The following is a 25,226-nucleotide window of genomic DNA, read 5'->3' on the forward strand; positions in this document are numbered from 1 at the left end:
TTTGGCGAGCGTAAAAAGAAAGGGAAGGTTTGAACGCGTTTTTTGTGTTTCAACTCGCATGTGTTACAAATTCATTAGCCGTAACATCAAATAATATGAATTTTGTAAATTTGTGTTTCGAGTAAAAAATAAATGCTAATGAATGGCAAGTTGCAGACTCAAAAGGTTACAACCAATGTGGTATCTAACCCACCACTTCAAGATCTTGGCTAGTTCATAGACTTTTCCATGAACTAAATTAATGTCCTTTAGGATTTCCTCATAGGTCGAAGAAATCATCCACCTTAAAACACAAACAGACTCCAACGAAACTTCAAAAGAATTATTCTCGCTTGCACAATCAGCACAAAGAATGCCTCCTTCTGAAGGCGAAAACGCGGTCCTATCTAAGTCACATGACAACAAATTCCCGCAATGCGAACAGATTGAAAGTTGCGGTCTAAAGCCTTCAATAGAAAGCATTTTAAAAGCTGCAGTAATAGATAGTTCCTTAGTAGCAAAAATGTTATTGTTCATGAGAGTGAGAGTTTTTAAGACAAATTCCCACATGACAGGCGACACTTGCCCATGAAAAGAGAGACGCCACAATAGTTCCATAACGAGACTTGCCCTAGAAAAGGCAAAAAAATCGGCTCTTAAGTTCTCAAAACTTGTGCAAAGCTTCGCTTCTCTGATGATGTGCAAGTTTTTAGTTCTTGCAATACAAACATGAGCCACATTAAACAAATCGAGCCTGTTAGAAAAAGTGTTGCCTGGCTTTCTGGCACTTTTAGCGACTGCACGAATGATGGCACCATCAGGAGTTAGAAGATCAAGAATCAAATCATTCTCAGACAACTTCGTCTTGTGAATAACAACAACGTCACTGACATATGTGCGAGATGGATAACTTTTAGTCAAAGACAACCCCAGCTGATGAAACCATCTATGCCTGTTTTATGTTCGGAGAAATAGCTACGATGTTGCTGTTATCGTCAAAAGAAATTGCTCCTTGAATGGTTTCGCTTGTAGGGTTATTGATTTGAAGCCCAAAGACAGTTTCATATTGATGCGCTGTGATGGTAAAAGCGACAGTTCCACCACTAGTCCACTGAAGAGCAGTTACTTTCTCAAGCTCATATTTCTTCCCATCCATTGTAAAGTGATTTGCTCCACTAAAGAAGTCGCGTGCTGCCTCAACAAGTTTTGTTGATCTGTGGACACAAACTGTGATTGTGACCTCCGACCCACTCTTTAAAGCAGTGTCCTTCTCAGGGTTAGTAGACAGAACTGTTCCTTCTTTTTGATCGTCATTAAAGGCCTCAACGGAAGAAACGCTAAAGCCTGCATCCTCAATTGCCTTCTTGGCATCATCCTCACTCATTCCAACAACATCAGGAACGCGATAGGGCTCAGCAAAAACAATTGCCACCCTCGCATCTGCCTTAGTGGGAGTGTCAACAGCTGGTGTTACTGAAAGAACACTTCCTTCCTTTTCGTCAGATTTTTCGCTTGTGAATTCAAAATTTGTAAAACCGTTTTTTTCCATAACTAGCTTTGCGTCATCTTTTGACATGCCCACAATGTCAGGAATAACACGCTTGGTCGAAATTTTGAGTGTTACTGTGGAACCTTTTGCAGCACGGGTGCCTGCTCCTGGATCCATCTCAATTACAAGACCCTCAACTTCATCGCTTGGCATTTGCTCTTCCTCAACCACAAAACCAGCAGCCTCCACCTGTGCTTTAGCATCTGCCTCATTCAAGTTCACAACATCGGGTATAACTTTTCCTCCCCAAAGTTGCAAAGCATAGGTGAGCGCTGCGAGTGCAACAAGAGAAACGGCAATAACGCAAACAATGACTGCATTTCTTTTTTTCTTGGGGTCCAAATTTTTCTTTTCATCGACAGACCCAACTGAATAGCTCTTCGCATCTGAAGATGAATTGTCAGTTTCAACTGGAGTTAATTGTGCTGTTTTATCAACATCGAAGTTTGAAAACTCATTTTTAATATCATCGTCAACAGGCTCTAGTACAGCAGTTTGTCCAGCAAATTCATCTTCGGCATAATCTGCTGCAATCTGGGAATCTAAATTCCCCGAAACCCCAGACTCATCATCACTATCTACATCAAACGGCTCAATTACGGCAGTAATTTCTGGGTCTTGAACTGACTCTTGTGCCTGAGTTACATCGCTTGAATCTGTGGTTGCAAATTCTTTCGAACTTGTGTCATCAAAATCTTTTTGAGCTCGAATATCTGTCTCAAGAGAATCTTTAAGGTTTCTGTCGCCCGATTGAGAATCGCAGCATTCGCCAACTTGATCTTTAAAATCTCTAATTTCTTCTTGCAAAGGGCAATCTTCAACAAAAGAAGAATCGTTAGTGTAGTCAATACCCTTCAGGTCAGCAGTAGGCGCTGATTTTGGTTTACAAGTGGCCAAGAGTTCTTCATCTTCAAAAATCTCACTTGCAATTGGAGCAATGCTAGGCAGTTCATATCCACATTCATCACAAAACTTGGCACTGGCTCGATTGGGAGTTCCGCACTTAGGACAAATCATTGTTGTTACCCTTTAACTTAAAAATAATCAATGTAGCAAATTATAAAACACACGCTAGAGGTTGTGTTCTAGGACAACAACTAACAGTGGTCAAAGTTTATAAAATTAAAAATGATGAATTAATTGGCTGAAAGTGAACTTTGTCAAACTATTGGCAATAGCCAAACTTTCTAATTGCGTTATCATCGCGGCGCCAATTTTTCTTTAACTTAACAGAGAGCTGCAAGTTGATATTCTTATCAAAATAACTCTCAAGTTCAATTCGAGCATTTTTCCCGATTCTTTTGAGTTGAGAACCTGCTTTTCCAACTACAATACCAATTTGAGAGTCTCTCTCCACATAAATGGTCGAATAGATGTTTAACGTTTTCCCATTAGAAGATTCATAAATATCATCGGTCACAACACCGATTGAATGAGGAAGCTCTTCTTTTAAATCGTGCAAGATTTGCTCACGAACTACCTCAGCAGCATAAACATAGTCATCAACATCACTAGTTTCATCGCTTGAAAACCATCTGTGGCCTTCAGGTATCCTGTCCTTTATTAAATCAATGAGCAAGTCAATGTTAGTTTTGTCAAATGCAGAAATTGGAACGATTTCTTCAAAATCAAACGTCTCACTCAAGTGTTTAATTTGCAACAAAATCTGCTCATCGGTGGCGATGTCGGTTTTAGTCAAAAGGCAAAACTTATGTGCTGAACTTTTTTTAACTTCTTCAAGAACCCACGCATCTCCCCTACCAAAAGGTCGAGTTGAATCAACAAGAAAACAAACAACGTCACTATCTTGTAATGCTTGATAGGCGGCCAAATTTAGCTCTTCGCCCATCACATCTCTAGGTTTGTGTATTCCAGGAGTGTCAACTATTATGATTTGACAGTCGACACGATTAATAACCCCGGAAAAACGATGACGTGTTGTGTTGGCGACTTTAGATGTGATTGCTACTTTTTTGCCAACAAGAGCGTTTAGTAAAGTAGATTTTCCAGAATTTGGCCTTCCAACAAAAGTGACAAAGCCACTTTTAAAACCTTCTGGGACGTCAAGCAAATCTTCAACATCACTTTTGTTTTCTTTGAAATAGGAATCTAAATCCACTAAAGTCTCCTAAAAAATGCTTAAAAAAGATGAACTATAGCTGGAATATAAATCAATAAACCAACAATAACGCTCATGATAGAAACTAAAAGAACTGCTCCTGCAGCACAATCTTTTGCATGTTTTGCAAGAAGGCTCCATTCAGGACTAACCAAATCAACAATTGACTCTATTGCAGTGTTTACAAGCTCAAGTGTCAAAACGATGAACGCACAAATTACGATGATTGACAGAGAGGCAACATCAAGCTTCAACAGAACTCCAAACAAAACAGCTAAAACTGCAATTGGAATGTGAATTTTGAAATTACGCTGAGTTTTTATTCCATGAGCAATTCCTTGACATGCAAAACCGAAAGCTTTTGGAAAAGGAATTGGTGATTCTTTAAGGGAGTGGTGCACGAAATTGTCATCAAGATTTGGAATTGATGCATCCTCACTGTGATTAGTGTGCTCGATCTTTGGAATTTCATAGCCATACCAAGATGACAAGATTTCATGCTCGCGTCTTTCCATGGTTGCAGCTTCATCATCTTTAATGTGGTCATAGCCTAAAAGATGCAAAATACCATGGCAAAGCATGAGTCGCATTTCTTGTGCAGGAGTGTTTCCAAAGTTTTCGCATTGTTTAATGCACACTTCGGGACAAATAATAACATCGCCTAACACGCAAATTTCAGCTCCGTCTTCTAAAATGGCCCCATCACATTCAAAAGAAAGAACATCTGTGGGCCCGTCAATGCCACGATAGTCTCGATTTAACTCATGAATTGTGTCTGAATCAACAAAAGAAATTGACACTTCCGACTCATCAGGCGCATTTTCTTCGGCAAGACAATGAGATGCAAAATCGCGCACCTCATCTTCAGAAAATGTAGCATCGCCTACTTCGTTATTGATTAAGATATTCAAATTAAATTGCTTTCGTAAATCACTCACAAAACATTTCTTTACTCAATTTTACAAGCAACAACTCACCTGGCTCATTAAATGTTGCCGATTTAATAGTAAAGAATGAATCTGTTGTTGCACGACAATCGTTTTCGGTAACAACCCATTCTTGACATCCCTCTCTTTTGTTGAACTCCTGAATTCTTAGAGCGTAGCTCAATTTGCGCAATTCGCTTGCGCGTTGTTTTTTAACGCCATCAGGGATTTGGTTCTCCATGGAACAGGCAGGAGTGCCTTCTCGTTTTGAATATGGAAAAACATGTATTTTTGAAAAATGTAACCTTTTTGCAAGGCTGACAGTGTCTTTAAAATCAGCTTCAGTCTCACCAGGAAAACCAACGATTATGTCGGTAGACAATGAAAAATTTGGCATCAGAGAATAGATTTTTTCGCATAATGAAATGAATTGCTCAGCTGAATAATGCCGATCCATTAGCTTCAAAATTCGATTTGAACCAGATTGAAGTGGCATGTGAAGATGCTTGCAAACCCGACTACCTGCATTCTGAATTGTCTCCAAAAGTTCACCGGTCACCTCAGGAGGTTCAATGCTAGAAATTCGAAACCGGCAATTCTTCGTAGAATCTAACAACTCTCGCAATAATTCGGAGAGAGATGGATCAGAGTAATTGCCTAAATTTATGCCTGTGAGCACAATTTCTGATGCACCCTGTTTGTCGAGTTCAACACATTGGCGAATAACATCTTCTTTTTTGATTGAAATGCTTTTTCCTCGCGCGACATGAACTATGCAAAAAGTGCAAGCATTGTCACATCCATCTTGGATTTTAACGTTGACGCGAGATATCGCTGTCGAGTCCAAATCTAGCGGTTTGCTTGTGTTTGCAAGAAGGTCAAATTTGCTAACAACTTCAATTCTGTCTGAAAGCCCTTCGTAATAATCAGGAGATATTTCAGCAGCACAGCCTGTTACTATTACTTTTGCATGTTTGTTTTTTTCAAGAACACCTCTAACAGTTTTCCGAGTCTTTTTTTCAGCAACACCAGTAACTGTGCAAGTGTTCACAAAAACAACATCAGCTTCTTCAAGAGGTGCAACAACATCAGTTTCTTTCATTTTTTCAATGATTAAATCAGATTCAGCGCGATTTACCCTGCAACCCAAATTAACAACAGCGAAACTCATTTATAAAAGTCTCCCAAGAACAAAACTCACTAACGCACAAGATACGACACCTGCAGTTTCTGTTCTCAATATTGTGTCACCCAAAGTGCAAACACTGCACGTTGATTCTTTTGAAATAGCTGCAATTTCTTCTTCAGTGATGCCACCCTCTGGTCCAATGACAACTGCAATCTGTTTAACTAGAGATTTGCAATTTCCCATCTTCTGTTTAATCGCAGAATCAACGAAGCTATTCTCTTCTGCCTTTTCCCAAAAAACTATAACCAAATCAAAATCTTTTAATTTGTGCAGAAAGTCATGCTCATTGTTCAAGATATCAACATGTGGGATGGTTGCCCGTCCAGATTGCATTGATGCGCTTTTTGCAATGTTTTTGTATCTGTCGAGTTTATTAACAAGAGAACTTTCTTTAACTTTTGCGACAGAACGAGCCATGTTAACTGCATAAAATCTATCTATGCCGATTTCAGTTGTTGCACGCAAAACTTCATCGAGCTTTGTGTTTTTTGAAATCCCTTGGAAAAGAGTTAACGACCAGCTTTTCTCCTTATGCGATACTCGCTTTGATATTTTTGCAAAAACATCCGAATCTCTAATATCAGTTATTTCTAACTCAAAATAGTTTCCAGATTTATCCACAACAGTAACATGCTCGCCAATTCTCAGGCGTTGAGCCTTTATGTGCTTTTTGTCATCTTCAGAAAAAACAACGAGGAACTCTAAATTTGTGAGTTCCTCTATGTTTTCATTTTCAACGAAATAATGATGCATTGTTTTATCAGTTTGGGTAGGAATTGCTAGTTAAATGCATCGCGCAATTTTTCAAGCGGAGATCTTGTGTCGCTTGTTGGCTGTCCCATTTCTTCTGCCAATGACTCCAAAATTTCTCGTTCTTTCTTCTTTAGTTTTTTAGGAATTTCAACCTTAACATGAATAATCATATCACCACGGCCTGCCCCTCTAAACTTTGGCAAGCCATGCCCTTTAACGCGGATTTTATCACCAGTCTGAGAACCTTCAGGAACTTTCACAGTGACGACTTCCCCGTCTAGAATTCCGTCTATTTCAAGATTTGCACCCAGAGCAGCCTGAACCATCGGAACTGACAACGAAACATGCAAATCATTGCCATGACGTTCATAATAATCATGGCGTTGAACTCTGATTGTGACTATCAGATCACCTGCCATAGCACCTTGTATTCCTGCTTCACCATATCCGGAAACACGGAGTTGTTGTCCGTCTTGAATTCCAGCAGGAATCTCAACAGAAACACGCTGACGATCTGGCACTCGGCCCTGACCACCACATTCTGAGCAAGCACCCTCAATTTTTGTTCCTGTGCCGTTACAAACACTGCAAGCAGTGGCAGTTTGCATATCTCCAAGGAATGTGTGCTGAACAGTTACCACACGTCCAGTGCCATTGCAGGCATCGCATTTGACCTCTTTGCCGTTCTCGCCTAGTCCAGTGCCATGGCAATCCTGGCATGGAGCAAGTCTGTCATAGACAATTTCTTTTTTGCAACCAGTCGCAACCTCCTCGAGAGTAATTCTGAGGCCAATTTGCATATCGCGGCCTTCTTTGCGAACCTGACGAACTCCCGCTGAACCTCCAAAGCCGCTAAAGAAAGTCGAGAAAATGTCACCCATGCCGCCAAAGCCGCCACCAAACAAATCATCAAAGTCAACGTACCCTGCTCCACCAGGACCAGCCGAAGAGGCAGTACCAGGAATGGTCCCAAAACGGTCATACTGTGCCTTCTTTTGAGGGTCAGACAAAATGTCATAGGCCTCATTTAACTCCTTAAATTTTTCTTCAGCATCTGGAGCTTTGTTAACGTCTGGATGCAGCTCCCTCGCACGATGGCGATATGCTTTTTTTATCTCAGCTTCCGTAGCGTTTTTGTCAACACCAAGCACGGAATATAAGTCTTTACCTGCCAAAATCTATCCTCTCAAAACTACCTAATATCATTAAGCACATTTTGCGCTTGCAAAACTGCCTTTATTACATTTTCATAATTCATGCGTGTTGGGCCAATGACTGCAACAATCCCGCCATCTCTTGAAGTGCCAAACGTTGCAGTTACAACAGAAACGCCACGCAAATTGCTCGATTTGTTTTCATTCCCAATTCTAACTTGAAGCGAATCACCATCTGAAGGTGTTGAAAGTGTTCTGTATAAAACAGTGTCATCTTCAAGAATCTCCATCAACGGCAAAAGATTTGTCGAATCACGAAACTCTGGCTGTCTCATTATTAACGAAATGCCTCGCTTTGCGATGTGTCCATGACCGGATTCTTTTTTCTTTGAAGAAATTACAGACAAATTATTGGTGATGCTTGAAAGCTTCATAGAAATTTCTTCAAGCATGGCATCTATTTCATCTGCCGACTTTCTAATTTTGGATACATAGGAAGAAAAATCCTCTTCCTCATCTTCAGCAACATCGCAATAAAACTCTTCATCGATGAGCGTGTCTACAAACTCACGATAGCCTGCCTCTGTCGGAATCCTTCCAGCAGAAGTGTGAGGCTGAGCAATGTAGCCGCATTCTTCAAGATAATTCAAATCATTGCGCACTGTAGCTGAACTCACATCAACGTCATAGTTGTCAACTATCGTTTTTGAACCCACTGGCATTGCTCGAAGAATATACTCTTCAATCAATGCACGCAATATGTATTGTCTTCTGTCTGATAGCACCTTTATCACCAACTTGAATTTTAGCACTCTCAAGATTGGAGTGCTAAAGAGCAACAAAACTACACCAGCAGTGGTATGCATCAAACAATCCCTACACTATCTCCTTTTAGGACATAATAATTAGTTGTGAGCTCTTAGAAAACACAATTAAGCCAAATCAAAAATTTCGCCATAGAGTTCGTTGCCACAAAGCCATCCTTTATTAGTTGGGACATATCTGTCATCAACATGCCCTATCAAGCCCTTTTCAATTAAATTCTCTAGAGTATTTTGTAATTCTGGCAAATAGTTGGATGCTTGAAATATCCTTGAATCACCGACACCTTTACTCATTCTGAACATGAGCATAACGTCTTCAGCTTCCATTTGTGCTCTATTTAAATCATCGGTAACAACACCGTCTTGTATTCGCATTCTGCGCTGATCATTTTGAGTCATGCTTGCAGCACTTCTACCAAAGCCAAGATATGGAACTCCTGTCCAATAGGAAATGTTATGTCTAGATTCAAAACCGGGAATTGCATAAGACGCTACTTCATAGCGCTCAAACCCGCAAGGTTTCAAAATTCTTTCAGCATCATTCATCATGTCTGCTTGCAAATCTTCATCAGGAAAGCTCATTTGTCCCTTCATGCACTGTTTGTAAAAAGGCGTTTGTTCTTCAATCGTCAATGGATAAACACTGATGTGCTTAACCCCCAAAGAAACGGCTGTTTCTAGATCTTTTTGCCACATGCTTTCTGTCTGCCCAGGCAGCCCACACATCAAATCGACGCTCACATTTTCAAAGCGCAACTTCGCAACCTCAACTGCCTGTTTGGCACGATCAGAATCATGTGCTCGACCAAGCGCATTTAGCACCCCATCATCAAAAGATTGAACTCCAATGCTAATGCGATTTACACCTAAAGCCCAAGCGTCTTTAACAATCTCTTCAGTTAGGGACTCTGGATTAGCTTCAATAGTAAATTCTTTAACATTTTTCATGTAGAGCATCGTTGAGAGGAAATACAATAGTTCGATTAATTGTTTGTGTCCAAGATGAGTTGGGGTTCCCCCACCAATGTAGACAGTTTCTATTTCTGACAAGAGTCCTTTCTTTGAAGATTCCCGCATTTCAAACATCAAATTATCCAGGTATTTGCGAACATGCTTGGAGTCGCTTTTGCAAGACTCTGTCGCAAAGTCGCAGTAATTACACCTGCTTAAACAAAAAGGAATATGGATATATAAAGCTTTATGCGGGTCAAAAGGCATGTTAACTCCAACCTAAAAAACTTTTAAAGAATCAAAAACAGAAATAAAATCGTCAGCACAAGAACAGCCACAAATTAAGCCTCGCGCTTTTCTGGCACCAGGAATTCCCTCGATGTAGTTCATTGCCTGTTTTCGGAATTGTAAAAAAGAAACAAAATAATTCTCATTTTGAAGCTTTTCAATTAATCTCGCGTGCTCGCAAGCTATTTCAAGACGCAAAGATGTGTCGGTGCTCTTTAATTCTCCTGTTGCTATGTAATTTTTAATCTCTGAAAAAATGAAAGGATTTTTAGATGCACCTCTAGCAACTAAAACTGCATCGCAATTAGTGTTTGAAACCATGTTTGCATAATCTTTTGCACTAAACACATCCCCATTTCCAATGACAGGAATGTCAACAGCACTTTTTACACGTGCAATTGCATCAGTGCAGCTCTCTCCCTTGTAATATTGCATTGCAAAACGACCGTGGACGCAAACAGCATCAGCCCCCGCGTCTTCCATTCTCTTTGCAAATTCAACACAAGATTCTTCTCCCAAATCAAAACCACGACGGAATTTAACTGTCACTGGACAATTAACTGATTCTTTTACAGAAGCAACAATGTTTGCGGCGACCCCTTGCTTCTTCATCAGAGCAGATCCGTCACCTTTTTTAATGATCTTTCTAGCAGGACATCCCATGTTTATGTCAATGTGAGAAAGTTTTGATAAAAGTTCTTCAGAAATAACACAGGCTTGTTCAGCAATTGTTTTTGGGTCATGCCCGAACAACTGAACGCCTATTGTTTTTTCATCATCACACGTCTCAACGAGACGATGCGTTTTTGCACTAGCATGCGCCATGCCAGCCGCGCTCACCATCTCACAAAAAGTAAGATCAGCGCCTAATTTTTCACAAATGAGTCTGAAAGGAAGAGTGGTGATGCCCGCCATTGGAGCGAGCATCACATCATATTTATTAAAAAGAGTCAATTAACCAAGCGCGGCAACACCGGGCAGAGTGTCGCCCTGCACAAGTTCCATTGAGGCACCACCACCCGTTGAAATAAAAGTCATTTTATCAGCAAGATTGAATTTGTTAACAGCAGCCACTGAGTCGCCGCCCCCAATAATTGTCTTTGCGTCAACGTTAGAAGCAAGGCCTTCAGCGATCGCTTTAGTTCCTTGAGCAAATTCATCAATCTCAAAAACGCCCATTGGCCCATTCCAGAATACGCTTCCTGCTTCTGAGATGGCCAATTTGTAATTCTCAATTGTTTTTGGACCAATATCAAGTCCCATTAAATTGTTATCAATTGCATAGGCATTGCAAACTTTAACCTCAGCTCCTGATTTAATTTCAGTTGCGCAAACAACATCAACTGGCAAAAGAAGAATCGTGTCCCTGTCTTTTGCTTTTTGAAGCATAGCTTTGCAAGGCTCAATCCAATCATCTTCAACAAGCGATTTTCCAACATCTGCACCCTGTGCCTTGAGAAATGTAAAGCACATGGCTCCACCAATGATGATGGTGTCAGCTTTATCAATGAGATTATCAATTACCTTAATTTTGTCAGAGACCTTTGAACCGCCTAATACTGCAACAAAAGGGCGCACTGGATTTTCAAGCATTCCTGTAATCGTTTCAACTTCGCGTGTGAGTAAATATCCAGCATATGAAGGCAAAAACTTAGCAATTCCAGCGGTTGACGCATGAGCTCGATGAGCCGTGCCAAAAGCATCATTTACATAGACGTCAGCAAGTGAAGCTAGGTCGCTTGCAAATTGCTCATCATTTTTCTTTTCGCGCGAATCAAAACGAAGGTTTTCGAGGACAAGAATGTCACCATCACTCATCGAAGCAATTTTGTCAATTGCGCCCTCACCTGTTGTGTCGTTAGAAAAAATAACTGGACGACCAATTAAATCAGAGAGCTTTCTCGCAGCAGGCTCAAGCGAATATTCCTGTTCAAAGCCATTGCCAGAAGGTCTACCAAGATGGCTCATTAGAATTACTTTAGCTCCATCACCAACAAGCTTTTTGATTGTCGGAATAGCACTTCGAATGCGAGTGTCGTCAGTTACAACGCCGTCTTTCATTGGGACGTTAAAATCAACACGCACGATTACGCGCTTGTCAAAAAAATCTGCGTCGTCAATAGTTTTCATTAGAACCCCTAAAACTAAAGATCAAATCTATAAAACAATCCCTGCAAGATCAGCTACGCGGTTTGAATAACCCCATTCGTTGTCATACCAGCTAACAACTTTTACAAGATTTGACTTTTCGCCAGGCACCATAGTGAGCAAAGAATCAAACACAGAAGAAGCAGGATTTCCAACAATGTCAATTGAGACAATTGGGTCTTCTGTGTATTCCAAAACACCCTTCATTTCGCCTTCAGCAGCAGCTTTCATAGCTGCGTTGATTTCTTCTTTTGTGACTTCACGCTCGAGTTCAACTGTTAAATCAACCATAGATCCATCTGGTGTTGGAACGCGAGTAGCAAAACCATCAAGCTTGCCTTTCAAATCAGGCAGAACTAATGCAACAGCACGAGCAGCGCCTGTAGTAGTTGGAATCATTGACATTGCAGCACTTCTTGCACGTCGAAGGTCTTTGTGTGGAAGATCAAGAATGCGCTGGTCATTGGTGTAGGCATGAATTGTGTTCATGAGCCCTCGTTTAATTCCAAAGTTGTCAAGAAGCACTTTAGTAACTGGAGCAAGGCAGTTAGTTGTGCATGATGCGTTTGAGATGATATTGTGCTTTTCTTTGTCGTATTCTTTGTCGTTTACGCCCATTACAAAAGTGCCATCAATGTCTTTGCCAGGGCATGTGATAATAACCTTCTTTGCACCTGCGTCAATGTGGGCTTGTGCAAGTTCTCCAGTCTTAAAAATGCCTGTAGATTCGATTACAACATCGACTCCAAGCTCTGCCCAGGGAAGATTTTTAGGATCGCGCTCAGAGAGCACTTTACTGCTTATTCCATCTGCAACAAAACCATCATCAGTTGTTTTAACGTCATCAAAAAAGATTCCGTGAACTGAATCATATTTCAAAAGGTGGGTCATTGTTTTAATGTCGCCAAGATCGTTTACAGCAACAACATCAAATTTCGGGTTGTTAAACATTGCACGATAGACAAGACGACCAATGCGTCCAAAACCGTTAATACCAACTTTGATAGACATATCTTCTCCTTACTAATGGATGAGAACTATTAAGCACAAAAATTATAACATCCGACCTAATGCAAGCAGACCTTCTAGCATCTTTAAACGCGAACGGAAATAGCTAAAAACAAACCGGCTATTATTCTTTCTTTAAATCGGAAGCAATTTGTGCAAGTCTTCTTGCCCTGTGATTAATTGCCGATTTTGAAAGCGGAGGATTGCACATCTCACCAATTTCTTTTAGAGATGCTTCTGGATTTTCAACGCGAAGCTTTATAAATTCACGAATTGCTGGTGAAAGACTTTGCAAGTCACCCTTTTTTAAAACAACTTCGATGTCTTTAATCTGACCTATTGAGGCGTCGAGTCGCCGATTTAGATTTGCCATTTCGGCGTTAACAAATCGGTTAGTCTCATTTCTTTGTGCTTTATATTCGCGAACTTCGTTAATTCTTTGTGCCGAATCAGAAGCTCCTACGACTTTTAGAAATTCTTCAATGTCTTTGCCACTTTTTGCATAGACCATCCAGCTGTTTCTTCTCTTTACAAGCCGAGCATGAACATTTAAATCATTTAATAGCTGAGTTAAATCATTTGCTAGCGCCTCAGTTGTGACGTTCATTCCAAAATGAAAAGCACTCTTTGGTTCAGAAATGAATCCACTGGCTAAATAAACGGCCCGAAGATAACTTTTTGAACAACAGTTCCTACATTTATATTGAGGTGCAAGACCACGAATGAGAGAGTTGTTTTCATCAAGGATACCCAAATCTTTTAAGACAAGTTCAATGTTTTCTTGATAGGGAACATCAATTTGATAATTTTGAGTGTTATGAAGAACACTTCGCCTGTAGGAGATGTTTGTTTTTAAATTATAAATGTCATGCAAATAGCCAACAATCAAACGACCGACATTGCCATAATCAGTAGCAATTTCTACACGATAGCGACCTGCACCTGAAAGATAAATGGTTCCATCGATGCGGATTAAAGCACAAAGGGCAGCTTTGCGGCACAAATCACATTCACCTGGAATGCGCACAAGCTCTTCGCGAATGTCTGAAGCAAATGACATTTAATAGCCACGCCTTGCAATCATCATTCCAATAATTTGTTCAAAGCTAGAGCGCAGAGCCAACAAGTTGTGCCAGGAAGGGTTACTTGGGTCTGATAAATCGTTTTGTACTGCAACAGGTCCCAAAGCTTGAATTTTTGCAATTTCCTCAGGAGAAACATCAATAATGTGCATTGACTCAGGGCAAATATTTTGACGCACAGCACCTGTGTTTTCCTGTTGTTGATGTTCTATGGAATCAAAACGAACGCTGCTCTTTGCTCTGAACGAGTCTGAGTTTTTAGAAGAATTGAGCAAAACGTAATCAATTAAATTAGTCATTCCATGATTCATGAGTGCTTTTACATGCTCAGAAGCGGTGAGGCCCCATGTTTCTCCCTGCACATCAGAAATTCCGCAAACAAAAACAACTTTGCCTCGCGATTCTGTGATTGCATCAATAATTCCATCAACTAAGAGGTTGGTAATAATAGAAGTGAACAAAGAGCCAGGCCCTAAAACTATTAAATCAGCGCTAACAATAGCTTTAATTGCTGGTTCATAGGCCTTAGGTTTACTCCCGCTTTTGTTTATAAGAAAAACTCGCTTTAGAGCAGAGTTTGACTTCGTGGCGAGCGCTTGACCTTGCAAAACAGTGCCATCTACAGTTTCAGATTTCAAGTAAACATGCTCCAATGTGGAAGGCAACACGTGACCATCGCAGTGCAGTAAACTCTCGCAAATGCTAATTGCTGCTGGAAAAGATCCGCTCGAATCTTCAAGAGCACTCAACATTAAATTCCCTAAGGTGTGATTATTCGCGACTGGAAATCTATATTTAAAAGCCTGTGTGAATGGATCTTTTGGGTTTGATGCAAATGCGCAAAGACATTTTCGAATGTCACCAGGAGGTGTCACGTCGGCATCTTTTCTCAGGTCACCAGTTGAGCCACCGTCATCGGCCATAGCAACGACAGCATTTGTTGATATGCCAAGCGAACGCAGCGCTTTTATAGAACCAGGTGCACCAGTTCCGCCGCCCAATACTACAGCCCGAAAATTGCTTGGTATTGTTGTCACAGGCGCACTTGCGCTCAGCGACTCCAGCGAAATTGCTGATGTAACAGAAGGGTCTATGTTAAACGATGGATTCAATGGTTGTTCACTCTTTTGCTTTTATCTCTTTTCGAGGTCGCGATGGGCAATGCTTGCGCGATAGCCTTTATTTTTAAGGTAGGACCCTGTAGATTCAGCAATTGCAACGCTTCTATGTTGCCCACCAGTGCAACCGATGCCTATAGCTAACTGCTGTTTTCCCTCTTTAACATATCCAGGCATTACTACATCAAGCAAATCATGCCACTTCTTCTCAAACTCGATTGTCTCATCTCGAAGCATTACATAATCTCGAACCTCAGAATCAAGACCAGTTAGTGGCTTTAACTCGGGCACATAATAGGGGTTTGGCAAAAAGCGCACATCCATCACCAGGTCAGCATCGACTGGGGCTCCATGTTTAAACCCAAAAGAATATACGGTAACACTCAAGCCTCTAGAGCTTGTCTCCGATTCAAACAATGAACGCAAATGTTGACGCAAATTCTGCGGAAGAAGGTCAGACGTATCAATAACAATATCTGCTAAGTCTTTGATTGGCAGCATCATTGCACGTTCTTTTTGTATTCCCTCAGCAATAGTTGTGCCCTCATCACACAGTGGGTGTCTTCTTCTAGAAGCTTTGTATCTTGCAACAAGCTTCTCGTCGTTTGCATCAAGAAACACCACCCTAAGATTAGAACCTGCATCGCGAATTGCGCGAATTTCATCTGCTAAAGCAGCAAAATACTTTCCATTTCTAGAATCGCAAACGATTGCATTTTTTTTAGCCTCTGCAATACCTTCCTCTTTATCTCGTGTTTGAAGGTCAACTAGAGATGGAATCAAACGCGTTGGTAGGTTGTCAACACAAAAATATCCAAGATCCTCAAACACATGCATGGCTTCTGTGCGCCCTGCCCCACTCATGCCTGTTATCAAAACGAGTTCTGGATATATTTCATCGTCTTTATTCTTTTGAACTGCATCCATATTTCTGCCTTAATCTTTATGAATTTCTTTGTGATTATTATACTGATCAAGCACTAACCACACTTCTTTAGCAATGTCAGGAGGCACTGCCTTAGACTCGATTATTTCTTCCATGCTTGCATCACACAATTTTTTAAAACCGCCAAAAGCCTTGAGCAACGCTTTCTTACGCTTGGGGCCAACGCCTTCAATTTCATCTAGTATTGATTTTGTTTGACCCTTGCGGCTGAGCTCACGATGGAAAGTTATAGCAAATCTGTGCGCCTCATCACGAATATTTTTAACAAGATACAATGAAGCAGATCCACTTGGTAAAACAACAGGACTTCCGTCGTTCCAATTAACAAACAATTCTTCATCACGCTTTGCCAAACCAACAAGGGCAATATCATGAATTCCCATAGAATCAAACATATCGGTAGCGGCAGTTAGCTGAGGTTTACCACCATCAAGGATAATCAAATCTGGTTTAGAGCCAAATTGTTCATCTTCCATTCGCTCTTTGGAATATCTTCGTTTCATCACTTCCTGCATCGACAAAAAATCATTCGCTTCATCAAGCTCGGCACGAATTTTAAAACGACGATATTGCGATTTGTCAGCTTTACCATTTGTAAAAACAACCATTGATGCGACTGTGTAGGAACCGTGATTAGTTGAAATGTCAAAACACTCGATTCGCATTGGCGCAGCATCAAGAGCAAGAGCACTCTCAAGCTGCAAAAGAGCTTCATTAGTGCGCGAATCATCATAGCCATTTGCTACTTTATGACGTAGCAACGTGTGCTTAGCATTTATTTCTGCCATGTTTAAAAGATCAAGTTTCTCCCCTCTTTTTGGGGTAAAGAAACGAACTTTCGCACCGTGTTTATTAGCAAGTTTTTCTGTTAACCAGCCAAGCATGTCCTCATCGGTTGGAAAAACTTCCCTAACGATGATTTCGCGTCCTACAGCATTCGACATTGAATAATACTTCAGCAAAAAATTATGCTGTAAATCTTCCATTGGTACATCTTGGCCTTTGTTTAGAACAAATTCATTGCTGTTTATAATTTTTCCCTCGCGCACAATTAGCACATGAACACCTGCGATTGTTTCCTCGCGATAAAAACCAATAACGTCAAATGATGAATTGGAAGTTAGATCTATGTGCTGTTTTTCACCAAGCGCATAAATTGTGTCGATTCTTTGCTTTAGTCTCAAGGCTTTTTCGAAATTAAGCTCAGCTGCGCAGGTTTTCATTTCACTAGTGAGCTCGTCAACAATTGCGCTTCTGTTGCCATTCAAAAAATCTTCTGCAAGAGCAACATTTTTGAGATATTCAGTCCTTGATATTTTTGAGCAACAAATTCCAGGGGCAAGCCCAACTGTTGAGTCAAAACATGGTCTCGAATCGCAAAAATCACAAACTTCATATGTTATTTCGGGGTTTTTCTTTTTCTCTGTTTGAACTTTTTTGTTTATTCGTTTCCAGTAAGCACAATTTGAACTACACAGAGGGACAACTTTTCGCAGAACTTCAATAACGTCTCTCGCCGCTCGCGAATTTGTGTAAGGCCCAAAATATTTGACACCCTTTCGTTTTTTCTCCCGAGTATATTTAATTGACGGAAACAAACAATCGGTTGTTAATGCAATATAGGGATATGACTTGTCGTCTTTTAAATCGGCATTAAAAAAAGGCTTATGTTGCTCAATTAAATTTCTCTCTAGGATCAACGACTCATTTTCGTTTTCAACGACAATATATTCGAAAGAGTCAATCTGATCAACAAGCATTGGAATTTTTGCTCGATCATCAGCGAAATTTACATATTGACGCATTCTTGCGCGCAAAGCTTTAGCTTTGCCAACATAAATTACATTTCCTTCAGCGTCCTTCCAGAGATAAACACCAGGAAGCATTGGAACTTCATTTAACTGCTTTTTGATACTTTCTATTTTTTCTGTAAAAGAGCTCATTGCCTAACGATGCATTTTTTTAAGTTCAGAAGCAAGCTCTTCATGTAGATTTAAAAGATCATTATCACAATAAGAAAAACTCTGAACTAAACAATCTTCGGGGTCATCACTCGACTCGATTTCAACATGCAAAAAATCAACAGTGACTCGTTTTATCCCGCTAGCTAACAATGCCCAAGAATATACCTTAGCCTGGCTGCTGTGATCTATGGGCTTTGTTCCAGTTTTGTAGTCAATCACTCGAGCTTTGTCGCCAGAAATTTCAATCAGGTCCATTGCACCACGAAGCCACATCTTTTTGCCATCATGCTCAAAAGGAACACAAAAATCCATTTCAGGAATTACATTTTCAGAAGAAACAATGGAATTGAAGAGCGCATTATTAAATGCTCTGTTCATCGCCATAGTCATTCTTCGGCTGGAATTGATTGGGACTTCGCGCTCATCGCACATCACACAAACTTGCATAGCATCATGAAACGCTGTCCCAAAAGCGGTTGCTTTATCACTGTCATGCCTTTCTTTTTCAAATGAGTCAATTTCTTCCTCAACGATTGGGATTGAGAAACCATCAGTGTCTAGGAGCTCATGGGAAAAAGATTGCAGTTGTTCAATGTTGGAATAGGAGAAAAAAGTCTCATCGGTTAGATTTCCTGGCATTTCGTAAAGCTTTTCTGGAAATTTACGAACTGGAAGAATTTTTGGTTCAAAAGAGCTGTTGTCACCAGTGTCAGCATCACCACCATCAGTTTCAATGTCTCCCACACTTGTGGCTGGTGGTTCATTTTCGTTTTCCTTAAAATGAAGAGCTTGGGGCAAATTCATAAAAGACAAAATTCCATTTGAGCCATTTGGAAGAGTGAAAACGTCAGTTGAAGAAGCAAGATTATAGTCCCATTGAAAGACTTTAAAGAGGCTTTCCCAAATGCCGCAACCTGCATAGTCGTCCTTAGGAGCACCTTTAATTCTCACTTGCAAATATACAGACTTAACTGCACGCGTTAGTGCAACATACAACAATCTTTTTGCTTCATCATATTCCTCAGAGTTGTTTCTCACAACGAGAGTTCTATAAAGCTCACCTGCCGTCATGCCTTGATGAACTATTGGTTTTTTTGCAAAGATGTTGTCTTTTGAACAAATTTTATTAAAGTTATTGTCACCCCAGTCATCTTTTTTCAGCATTGAAGCAAAAACCTGCTGTCCCAGGCTTCCAATCGAATCATTTTGGACAATCATCTCATTTTTTGGAACAGCATTTCTTGAAAGCCCATTACGCATCTCTGAGACAATCACATGGTCGAACTCAAGTCCTTTAGAAGCATGCACTGTCATAATTTGGACGTAGTTTGATTCACTAGAACAAAGAACCCCAGGTGCTTCTTTGGAGTATTTTAAAAGAGAAGAATAGGACGTCTGAATGTGGGACAATTCCTTGGAATCAACCTCTATCTCTTTAATAATTTCAAACGCTTTTTCAAAATTTCCCGCTTTAACATAACCCTCAGAACCCAAAGCGGAAACCGCATCTAGGATTCCACATTCACTTAAAAACTCCCTGATTGCAAGACGTGTCGATTGCTTTGATGAGTTATCGATAAACTTGAAAAGCTTTTCATAAATAAAAGAAACCGATTGTCTGTCATCTTCGTTGAGTTCTGAAAGCATTTCATCATCAACATAGATAAAGCCTCTAGATAAATCTCGCCCACTTAAATAATCACCAGAATCATCAAATTTAGAACATAAAACAAGTAATGAATCATCTGAGATTTTAAAATAGTCACTTTTTAGGATTTCAATGAGAGACTGAGAATCAAAAGGATTTCTTGCAATATTTAGAAGATTTTCAATTAAAACCGCCTCTTCGGAAGATGAAAACGTAGACCCACCTGAGATAATCGACTCGATTCCAACATCGAGAAGCGCATCTTGAAATATTTTCGCGATTTCACAAGATGCGCCAAACCTTGAATTCGATTTTAAAGTTGAAAGCAATATAGCCATTGAGCCGGGATTTATTCCCGCATCATAGAGCGTCTTAAAATAATTTGCTGCCTCCCTAGCTTCATGCGCAATAACATTTTGCTTGCTAAAGAGTTCTTTAGTTGATTTGTAATTCATTACATCAATTTTGACACGAGGCAATTTTTCAAAGACAGGATCTCTATCATCATTGATTTTGCCCTTGGCATTTAGATGCAAAAACTCTTCTCCAAACATGGATTCATCTGCAAAAATCATGTCAGTCAAAGATAGAATGTCACTGTGAGAGCGATAATTGTTTGGGAGATTAAAGACTCTAACACCGCTTTTGTTATTTAAAAGAGTTTCTTTATATTTTCGAAACACATTTACATCTGCACCTCTAAATCGATATATGCTTTGTTGGACGTCTCCAACGGTGCAAACATTTCTAAATTTATCTTTAGCAATTAAATCGATGAGTTTTAGTTGCAAGTTGTCGGTGTCTTGAAACTCGTCAATCATTATCAAATCAAAATTGTTTTTATATTTTTCACAAATGTCAGAAGAAAACGCGAGAAATTCATAGCAACGACGCAAAAGATCATTATTCGATAATTTATTGTTGCTCTTCAACATTTGCAATTCAGAAAATGTCATTTTTGCAAGTCGATAATAAACTTGAATTGCATCTAAATTAGCAACACACAAAAGTTCAATAAACAGGTGTGCTACAGATGCATGAAAGTCATTAATTTCTGTTTCGTAACCCGAATCTTTCAATGCTTTTAAATCCAAGTGTTTTATGCTTTTAAAAATCTCAAGAGCCGTCTCCAAATCATCATCGAAAGTGTCGACGCTGTGAGAATCTATCAAGAATTTGTCAATTTTGCCAAGCACTTCATTTAGATTCTCGCCACGTTCGACAATAGTCTTTGAGCCAGAATCAAAACTGATTGAAGAAAGCACATCAGCTACAGCACGTGACAAGCTCACCATAATTTCTGTAATAGACAAAAACGATCCAAGGAAAATTTTGTCGGAATCGACCTTCTGGACAGACGACAATACAGAAACCATTTTATGAACGGTTTGCAGCAAGTTATCTTTCATGAAAGCTTCATCTTGAAGCATGTTGTCAGTGAAAAACTTTACAATTTCTTCGCCCGATTGAACAGAAATTACACTAGTTATAAAGTCTTTAATTTGACTCTTAATGTTTTCTTGCAGAGTTTCTACATCGTCACCACTAAATTGAGCGAGACCTGTAAGTTCAGAATTATCTCCATCAATTATTGCACCTTCATATTGAGCGCCAGTCAAAAACTCTTCAACTCGATCGGTCCCGGAATACAAATCGTTTAAAGCATTGTTAAAAGCCCTGGCAAACAGCTCGGCTTCCTCACCTTCATCAATGACTCTAAAATTTGGATCAAGACCAAAATGTAGTGCATTTTCTCGGAGAATGCGAGTTGCAAACCCATGAATTGTCGAGATATATGAGTCATCAACAAGAAGAGCTTGTTCATGCAGACCTGCACTCTCAAGCTTTCCTCTCAGCCTGCTTTTTAATTCTTCGGCTGCTTTATGTGTAAAAGTAATAGCAACGATGTTAGTGACACTTCTTGCAAATGTTTTTCCACTTACATCAGGCGTCAAAGCATACAAAATGCGCTCAGTTAAAGTGTGAGTTTTACCAGAACCTGCGCCCGCCTGAACAATGACAGGGCAATCAAGTGTTTCTATTACATCTAGCTGAGGATTGCGCTCGTCCATGTTAATTCTTCCCTCTCGCAGGGCAATTGCTCACGTTGCAATATTGGCACACTGTTTTATCCATTGGACAAGGCACTATAAAGCCTTCCTTTAAGTTTTCAAGTTTAGATTTAATTTTCATTTCAATAAAATCAAGATATTGATCCATGTCAATCGAAACGCTACACTTCCGAGCGTCTTTCCCAAAACCGCTAAAGTCTGAAATGATGTCGCTTTGAACTGAACCTGAAAGCCAAGGTTCATCACCGCGAGTTTGCTTGTAGGCTAAATAAATGGCCCCGTCACAATGGCGGCCAGTCATTTTTCTAACACAAGAGGCATAAATCAATGTCTGAACCTTCTTTGGCAGATCTACAATTGCACTTCCATCTTCAGGATTAATTTCAACAACAGCGCCGCCACAATAATCTTTGATAGATCCTTTGTAGTCAATCACAAGAAAAGAGTTTGTTTCTGCACAAACATCAATGCGATCAATTCTGGGCCTAAAATCAGAAGCTTCATTAGGGTCGACGCGCCCACCAATCACAACCCCTGCATATTCAACATTTTGGCTCTCATCAATTGGAAATTCTGACTCAGCAACTAGATATCGATTTGGAAGTTGCGTTTGACGTTTCAAACAATCGATAACTTGACCTTGTAATTGCATCAAATCAAATTGATCACTAAATGATTCAAGAGCCGCCATGGCTGACATATTTGAGTCCGATGACAGGTTTTTGTTCACCGCTAAATCAAATGCATATTCAAAAAGATCTTTGTGCGGAAACTCTAAATCCCAAGCTTCTAGGCGATAGATGCCCGACTTAGCCAATTCTTTATAGAAACAGTTAAAGAAGTCATGAATTATGTTGCCTTTAATAATTTGGTTAAATTCAAAATCAAGCGATTTTGGGTTTATCCTTCTTTCATAAAACCATTTGTACGGGCACTGAATGTATGCCTCAATTTGAGATGGAGACAAGATAAATCGTCCATCCTCAGTTTTTCTTAAGTGCTTGCCTAAATCCACACTATTGAGTTTGAATGTGAGCGGAAATACTTTGCGCGACACATCGCTGTCGTTCGTTTTAGAATAGCCAACGACCCCCAAGAAATCATCTTCTCCAAAACGCCTATAAGCAATGTTGTGGTCTTTGCAGAACTTTTCAGTCTCTTTGTCATCAAATTCGCATTTTGTAATTTGATAAATGAGTTCTTGAAAAGTGAAAGAGACCGACAAAGTTTCAGCTTTTCTCAAATCTCTGTCGGGGACACATAAAAACACATCATTTTTGCTTGCAAGCAAAGCAGTAAAAAAGTTTAGCCTGGATGTTTTAGAAGCACTAAACATTTCATTTAGTTTTACCTTTTCTAAAAGGGTGTGGAGTGCATCAAAACTATCAGCAGAATCGAATGACCTTGCTGATACATCACAAAAAAAGACATTGTCTACACTTGAATAGGGGATGTTTTTAACACTTGCAGCACTCTCAATAAACAAATTGGATTGTAAATTTTGAACACCGGCGACTAAATTCACCTCAATTTGCATGTGTTTGAAAATTTCAAAATCAAAGCGCACATTAAACCCAATGGTTGACAAAATTGTTGCAAGATGCAACAGCACATCGACAGCAGCAGCGCACTCTTGCTTCTCTTGCTGCGATAGTTTAATTTCTTTGACGATGAGCAGCTTCAAACATTCAATTTGCTCAATTCGCTCAGTAGGCACAGAAGAGCTAGCTATCCGACATAAGACATCAAAAACAATAGAGGAATCTTTTAGCGAATCAATTACCTTTTGTCTTGAAACAACTGGATTCCCACGAAGAGCCACGTCTAAATCGCAGCGTTTTTTAATACTCAAATTTAAAAGTGGGTTGTAAATCAAGCGAAATAAACTGTCTTGAACTACATCCCCCTCTCCAAAAAGCAAATTAAAACAAGCTTGAAGCGCTTGTCCAACATATGTATCACTGAGTAAAACGCTTTTTTTATAGCTAACGCGAAGCTTCAGATCGTTGTTCTTAACAATTGAAGAAACTTGATTGTAAGTCTCGTCAATATCACTTGTTACAATTAAAGTTGTAGAGCCGTCCTCGACGCAATTTAGCAATTCAGACATTGCTGGAATGTTTGCTTTTAGTTCAGATAATGAATTGATTGTGTACCTTAGATTTGCTTTTGAACCCTCATCAAATATGTCAACCTCTGAAAACTTTTCAGTGTGCGAAATTTCAGAAATGCATTTTTTAACAGAAGGCAAACAGTCGCAATCATCTTCCCAAGTAACATCAAACATCCCATGGAATTTATCAGAGACCTCTTGAGTTAATGATCCAACCTCGGCAAAGTTAAATGCGCTCAAAGTAGAGAAATACCTGTCTGCAATGAGCACAGCTTCTCTTTCAAACTCAGACAAATTGCTGCTGGAGTTTTTTATTTCAAGGAGTGCACACGCAAATTCTTCGGTACCAGCCGCTCTTTTAACAAAATTAGCAATTAGCTCAATGCAATTTGGATTTTGAAAATATGCAAAATGTTCAAACTTGTCGGCTGAGTGAACCACAGAAAGCAAAAAAGCATACCTAGTCACACTATCAACCAAAACTACTTCTTTGTTAATTTTCGTTGCAAGACTTGAAACAAAAGACAAGGGCGTTGTGCATGTGTGACCGAAACAATTACCACTATCAGCAAGCTTTTTTGTAAAAGATTCGGCACGGTCGATGCTTCTGAAAAGATGAATTTTATTAACTGGATTTGTCATGACTACATTATACTGATAACGCTTTGTACGAATATGATTAGAAAGTTATACACAAAATGAACGAAAGCTTAAAAGATTTTATTTTCGCCGCTCTATTCACAGCCTTTATTGCTGTTAGCGCAATGATTACAGTCCCACTAGGTCCAATCCCATTTACACTGCAAACATTTGCAATCACTCTTGTAATGTTTATCGCAAAACCTAAGGTGGCTCTTCTTTCAATGGTAATTTATATTCTGCTTGGGGCTATTGGAGCACCTATTTTTTCATCAATGAAAGGTGGAATTGGTGTGTTAATGGGGCCAACAGGCGGATTTTTAATAGGATACCTCTTAGGCATTTTTCCAGTTGGGCTTGCAATGCAAAAATTTAATGAGAAATCATCAAGCACAGGCACAAAAATCGCTGTAACCATTGTGTCAGGCATCGTCTTAACATTGATTGCATATGTCATTGGAACAGTTCAATTTATGGTTGTTATGAATCAAACGCTAGCAGTTGCACTCGCTTCTTGCGTGATTCCATTCATGCTAATCGACCTCGCAAAAATTATCGTTGCATGGATACTTTCAGCTTTAGTTAAAAAACATCTAAATTAATTTTCTATACTAGAAATGCCAAGATTTAAAATTTGACGTTTCTGTTCGATTTACAAGAATACTGTCTTTAATAGGAAAAATATGACCAGCTCACATAGCTGGTCATATTTAATTTATTCAGTAATAAAGATTGATGAGTTTCTTGCGTTTTCTA

The 25,226-nt window shown here is 39.7% G+C and carries 19 protein-coding genes; 1 reads left to right on the forward strand and 18 read right to left on the reverse strand.

Going from position 1 to position 25,226, the window contains the following annotated elements:
• Positions 1 to 135: 135 nt before the first annotated feature.
• The 18 genes from recO to FXZ76_RS04885 form a co-directional block, all read right to left on the reverse strand.
• Positions 136 to 900 (reverse strand): DNA repair protein RecO, encoded by a 765-nt coding sequence (gene recO, locus FXZ76_RS04800; RefSeq protein WP_157887300.1) that lies wholly within the window; start codon positions 898 to 900, stop codon positions 136 to 138.
• Positions 901 to 925: 25 nt separating this feature from the next.
• Positions 926 to 2,545, reverse strand: coding sequence for a PASTA domain-containing protein (locus FXZ76_RS04805; protein ID WP_079536148.1), 1,620 nt, complete (start codon positions 2,543 to 2,545; stop codon positions 926 to 928).
• A 148-nt stretch (positions 2,546 to 2,693) separates the two neighbouring features.
• Positions 2,694 to 3,647, reverse strand: a complete 954-nt coding sequence (era, locus tag FXZ76_RS04810; protein WP_231961759.1) for a GTPase Era — start codon at positions 3,645 to 3,647, stop codon at positions 2,694 to 2,696.
• A gap of 20 nt (positions 3,648 to 3,667) precedes the next feature.
• The gene (gene ybeY / locus FXZ76_RS06390) at positions 3,668 to 4,558 is read right to left on the reverse strand and encodes an rRNA maturation RNase YbeY (protein ID WP_197682108.1); all 891 of its coding nucleotides are present in this window, start codon (positions 4,556 to 4,558) and stop codon (positions 3,668 to 3,670) included.
• 19 nt (positions 4,559 to 4,577) lie between these two features.
• The gene (locus FXZ76_RS04820) at positions 4,578 to 5,744 is read right to left on the reverse strand and encodes a MiaB/RimO family radical SAM methylthiotransferase (RefSeq protein ID WP_079536150.1); all 1,167 of its coding nucleotides are present in this window, start codon (positions 5,742 to 5,744) and stop codon (positions 4,578 to 4,580) included.
• Positions 5,745 to 6,515 carry an RsmE family RNA methyltransferase gene (locus tag FXZ76_RS04825; protein WP_079536152.1) on the reverse strand — a complete coding sequence of 257 codons (771 nt, stop codon included), beginning with the start codon at positions 6,513 to 6,515 and terminating at the stop codon, positions 5,745 to 5,747. It lies immediately after the preceding gene.
• A gap of 26 nt (positions 6,516 to 6,541) precedes the next feature.
• Complete coding sequence (gene dnaJ, locus FXZ76_RS04830) at positions 6,542 to 7,690, reverse strand: molecular chaperone DnaJ (RefSeq protein WP_079536154.1); 1,149 nt, start codon at positions 7,688 to 7,690, stop codon at positions 6,542 to 6,544.
• 17 nt (positions 7,691 to 7,707) lie between these two features.
• Positions 7,708 to 8,535, reverse strand: a complete 828-nt coding sequence (locus FXZ76_RS04835) for an HrcA family transcriptional regulator (protein WP_079536156.1) — start codon at positions 8,533 to 8,535, stop codon at positions 7,708 to 7,710.
• Between the two features lie 66 nt (positions 8,536 to 8,601).
• Positions 8,602 to 9,711 carry a radical SAM family heme chaperone HemW gene (gene hemW, locus FXZ76_RS04840; RefSeq protein WP_079536159.1) on the reverse strand — a complete coding sequence of 370 codons (1,110 nt, stop codon included), beginning with the start codon at positions 9,709 to 9,711 and terminating at the stop codon, positions 8,602 to 8,604.
• 12 nt (positions 9,712 to 9,723) lie between these two features.
• Positions 9,724 to 10,686 (reverse strand): tRNA dihydrouridine synthase DusB, encoded by a 963-nt coding sequence (gene dusB / locus FXZ76_RS04845; protein ID WP_231961760.1) that lies wholly within the window; start codon positions 10,684 to 10,686, stop codon positions 9,724 to 9,726.
• On the reverse strand, positions 10,687 to 11,862 hold the full coding sequence (locus tag FXZ76_RS04850; RefSeq protein WP_079536161.1) for a phosphoglycerate kinase: 1,176 nt from the start codon (positions 11,860 to 11,862) through the stop codon (positions 10,687 to 10,689). It abuts the gene before it with no gap.
• A gap of 27 nt (positions 11,863 to 11,889) precedes the next feature.
• Positions 11,890 to 12,891, reverse strand: coding sequence for a type I glyceraldehyde-3-phosphate dehydrogenase (gene gap / locus FXZ76_RS04855; RefSeq protein ID WP_079536165.1), 1,002 nt, complete (start codon positions 12,889 to 12,891; stop codon positions 11,890 to 11,892).
• Between the two features lie 121 nt (positions 12,892 to 13,012).
• Positions 13,013 to 13,948, reverse strand: coding sequence for a DNA-binding protein WhiA (gene whiA / locus FXZ76_RS04860; protein ID WP_079536169.1), 936 nt, complete (start codon positions 13,946 to 13,948; stop codon positions 13,013 to 13,015).
• Complete coding sequence (locus FXZ76_RS04865; protein WP_079536171.1) at positions 13,949 to 15,082, reverse strand: gluconeogenesis factor YvcK family protein; 1,134 nt, start codon at positions 15,080 to 15,082, stop codon at positions 13,949 to 13,951.
• Between the two features lie 21 nt (positions 15,083 to 15,103).
• Positions 15,104 to 16,015: an RNase adapter RapZ gene (gene rapZ / locus FXZ76_RS04870; RefSeq protein WP_079536173.1), complete on the reverse strand. Its 912-nt coding sequence runs from the start codon at positions 16,013 to 16,015 to the stop codon at positions 15,104 to 15,106.
• Positions 16,016 to 16,024: 9 nt separating this feature from the next.
• On the reverse strand, positions 16,025 to 17,977 hold the full coding sequence (gene uvrC / locus FXZ76_RS04875; RefSeq protein ID WP_079536176.1) for an excinuclease ABC subunit UvrC: 1,953 nt from the start codon (positions 17,975 to 17,977) through the stop codon (positions 16,025 to 16,027).
• 3 nt (positions 17,978 to 17,980) lie between these two features.
• Positions 17,981 to 21,718 carry a UvrD-helicase domain-containing protein gene (locus tag FXZ76_RS04880; protein WP_079536178.1) on the reverse strand — a complete coding sequence of 1,246 codons (3,738 nt, stop codon included), beginning with the start codon at positions 21,716 to 21,718 and terminating at the stop codon, positions 17,981 to 17,983.
• A 1-nt stretch (position 21,719) separates the two neighbouring features.
• Positions 21,720 to 24,473, reverse strand: a complete 2,754-nt coding sequence (locus FXZ76_RS04885; RefSeq protein WP_079536181.1) for a PD-(D/E)XK nuclease family protein — start codon at positions 24,471 to 24,473, stop codon at positions 21,720 to 21,722.
• A gap of 56 nt (positions 24,474 to 24,529) precedes the next feature.
• Between FXZ76_RS04885 and FXZ76_RS04890 the strand changes: the two genes are divergently transcribed.
• Positions 24,530 to 25,072 carry a biotin transporter BioY gene (locus tag FXZ76_RS04890; protein WP_079536184.1) on the forward strand — a complete coding sequence of 181 codons (543 nt, stop codon included), beginning with the start codon at positions 24,530 to 24,532 and terminating at the stop codon, positions 25,070 to 25,072.
• Positions 25,073 to 25,226 lie beyond the last annotated feature (154 nt).

Source organism: Phoenicibacter congonensis (assembly GCF_902386915.1).
Classification (GTDB): Bacteria; Actinomycetota; Coriobacteriia; order Coriobacteriales; family Eggerthellaceae; genus Phoenicibacter; species Phoenicibacter congonensis.

Excerpts from the sequence above, each read along its gene's own strand:
- rapZ (WP_079536173.1), bottom strand. The coding sequence starts at position 16,015 with ATGGATGCAGTTCAAAAGAATAAAGACGATGAAATATATCCAGAACTC.
- FXZ76_RS04820 (WP_079536150.1), bottom strand. The coding sequence starts at position 5,744 with ATGAGTTTCGCTGTTGTTAATTTGGGTTGCAGGGTAAATCGCGCTGAA.
- gap (WP_079536165.1), bottom strand. The coding sequence starts at position 12,891 with ATGTCTATCAAAGTTGGTATTAACGGTTTTGGACGCATTGGTCGTCTT.
- FXZ76_RS04880 (WP_079536178.1), bottom strand. The coding sequence starts at position 21,718 with ATGGACGAGCGCAATCCTCAGCTAGATGTAATAGAAACACTTGATTGC.
- FXZ76_RS04850 (WP_079536161.1), bottom strand. The coding sequence starts at position 11,862 with ATGAAAACTATTGACGACGCAGATTTTTTTGACAAGCGCGTAATCGTG.
- FXZ76_RS04825 (WP_079536152.1), bottom strand. The coding sequence starts at position 6,515 with ATGCATCATTATTTCGTTGAAAATGAAAACATAGAGGAACTCACAAAT.
- uvrC (WP_079536176.1), bottom strand. The coding sequence starts at position 17,977 with ATGAGCTCTTTTACAGAAAAAATAGAAAGTATCAAAAAGCAGTTAAAT.
- FXZ76_RS04885 (WP_079536181.1), bottom strand. The coding sequence starts at position 24,473 with ATGACAAATCCAGTTAATAAAATTCATCTTTTCAGAAGCATCGACCGT.
- FXZ76_RS04835 (WP_079536156.1), bottom strand. The coding sequence starts at position 8,535 with ATGCATACCACTGCTGGTGTAGTTTTGTTGCTCTTTAGCACTCCAATC.
- FXZ76_RS04805 (WP_079536148.1), bottom strand. The coding sequence starts at position 2,545 with ATGATTTGTCCTAAGTGCGGAACTCCCAATCGAGCCAGTGCCAAGTTT.
- FXZ76_RS04890 (WP_079536184.1), top strand. The coding sequence starts at position 24,530 with ATGAACGAAAGCTTAAAAGATTTTATTTTCGCCGCTCTATTCACAGCC.
- whiA (WP_079536169.1), bottom strand. The coding sequence starts at position 13,948 with ATGTCATTTGCTTCAGACATTCGCGAAGAGCTTGTGCGCATTCCAGGT.
- hemW (WP_079536159.1), bottom strand. The coding sequence starts at position 9,711 with ATGCCTTTTGACCCGCATAAAGCTTTATATATCCATATTCCTTTTTGT.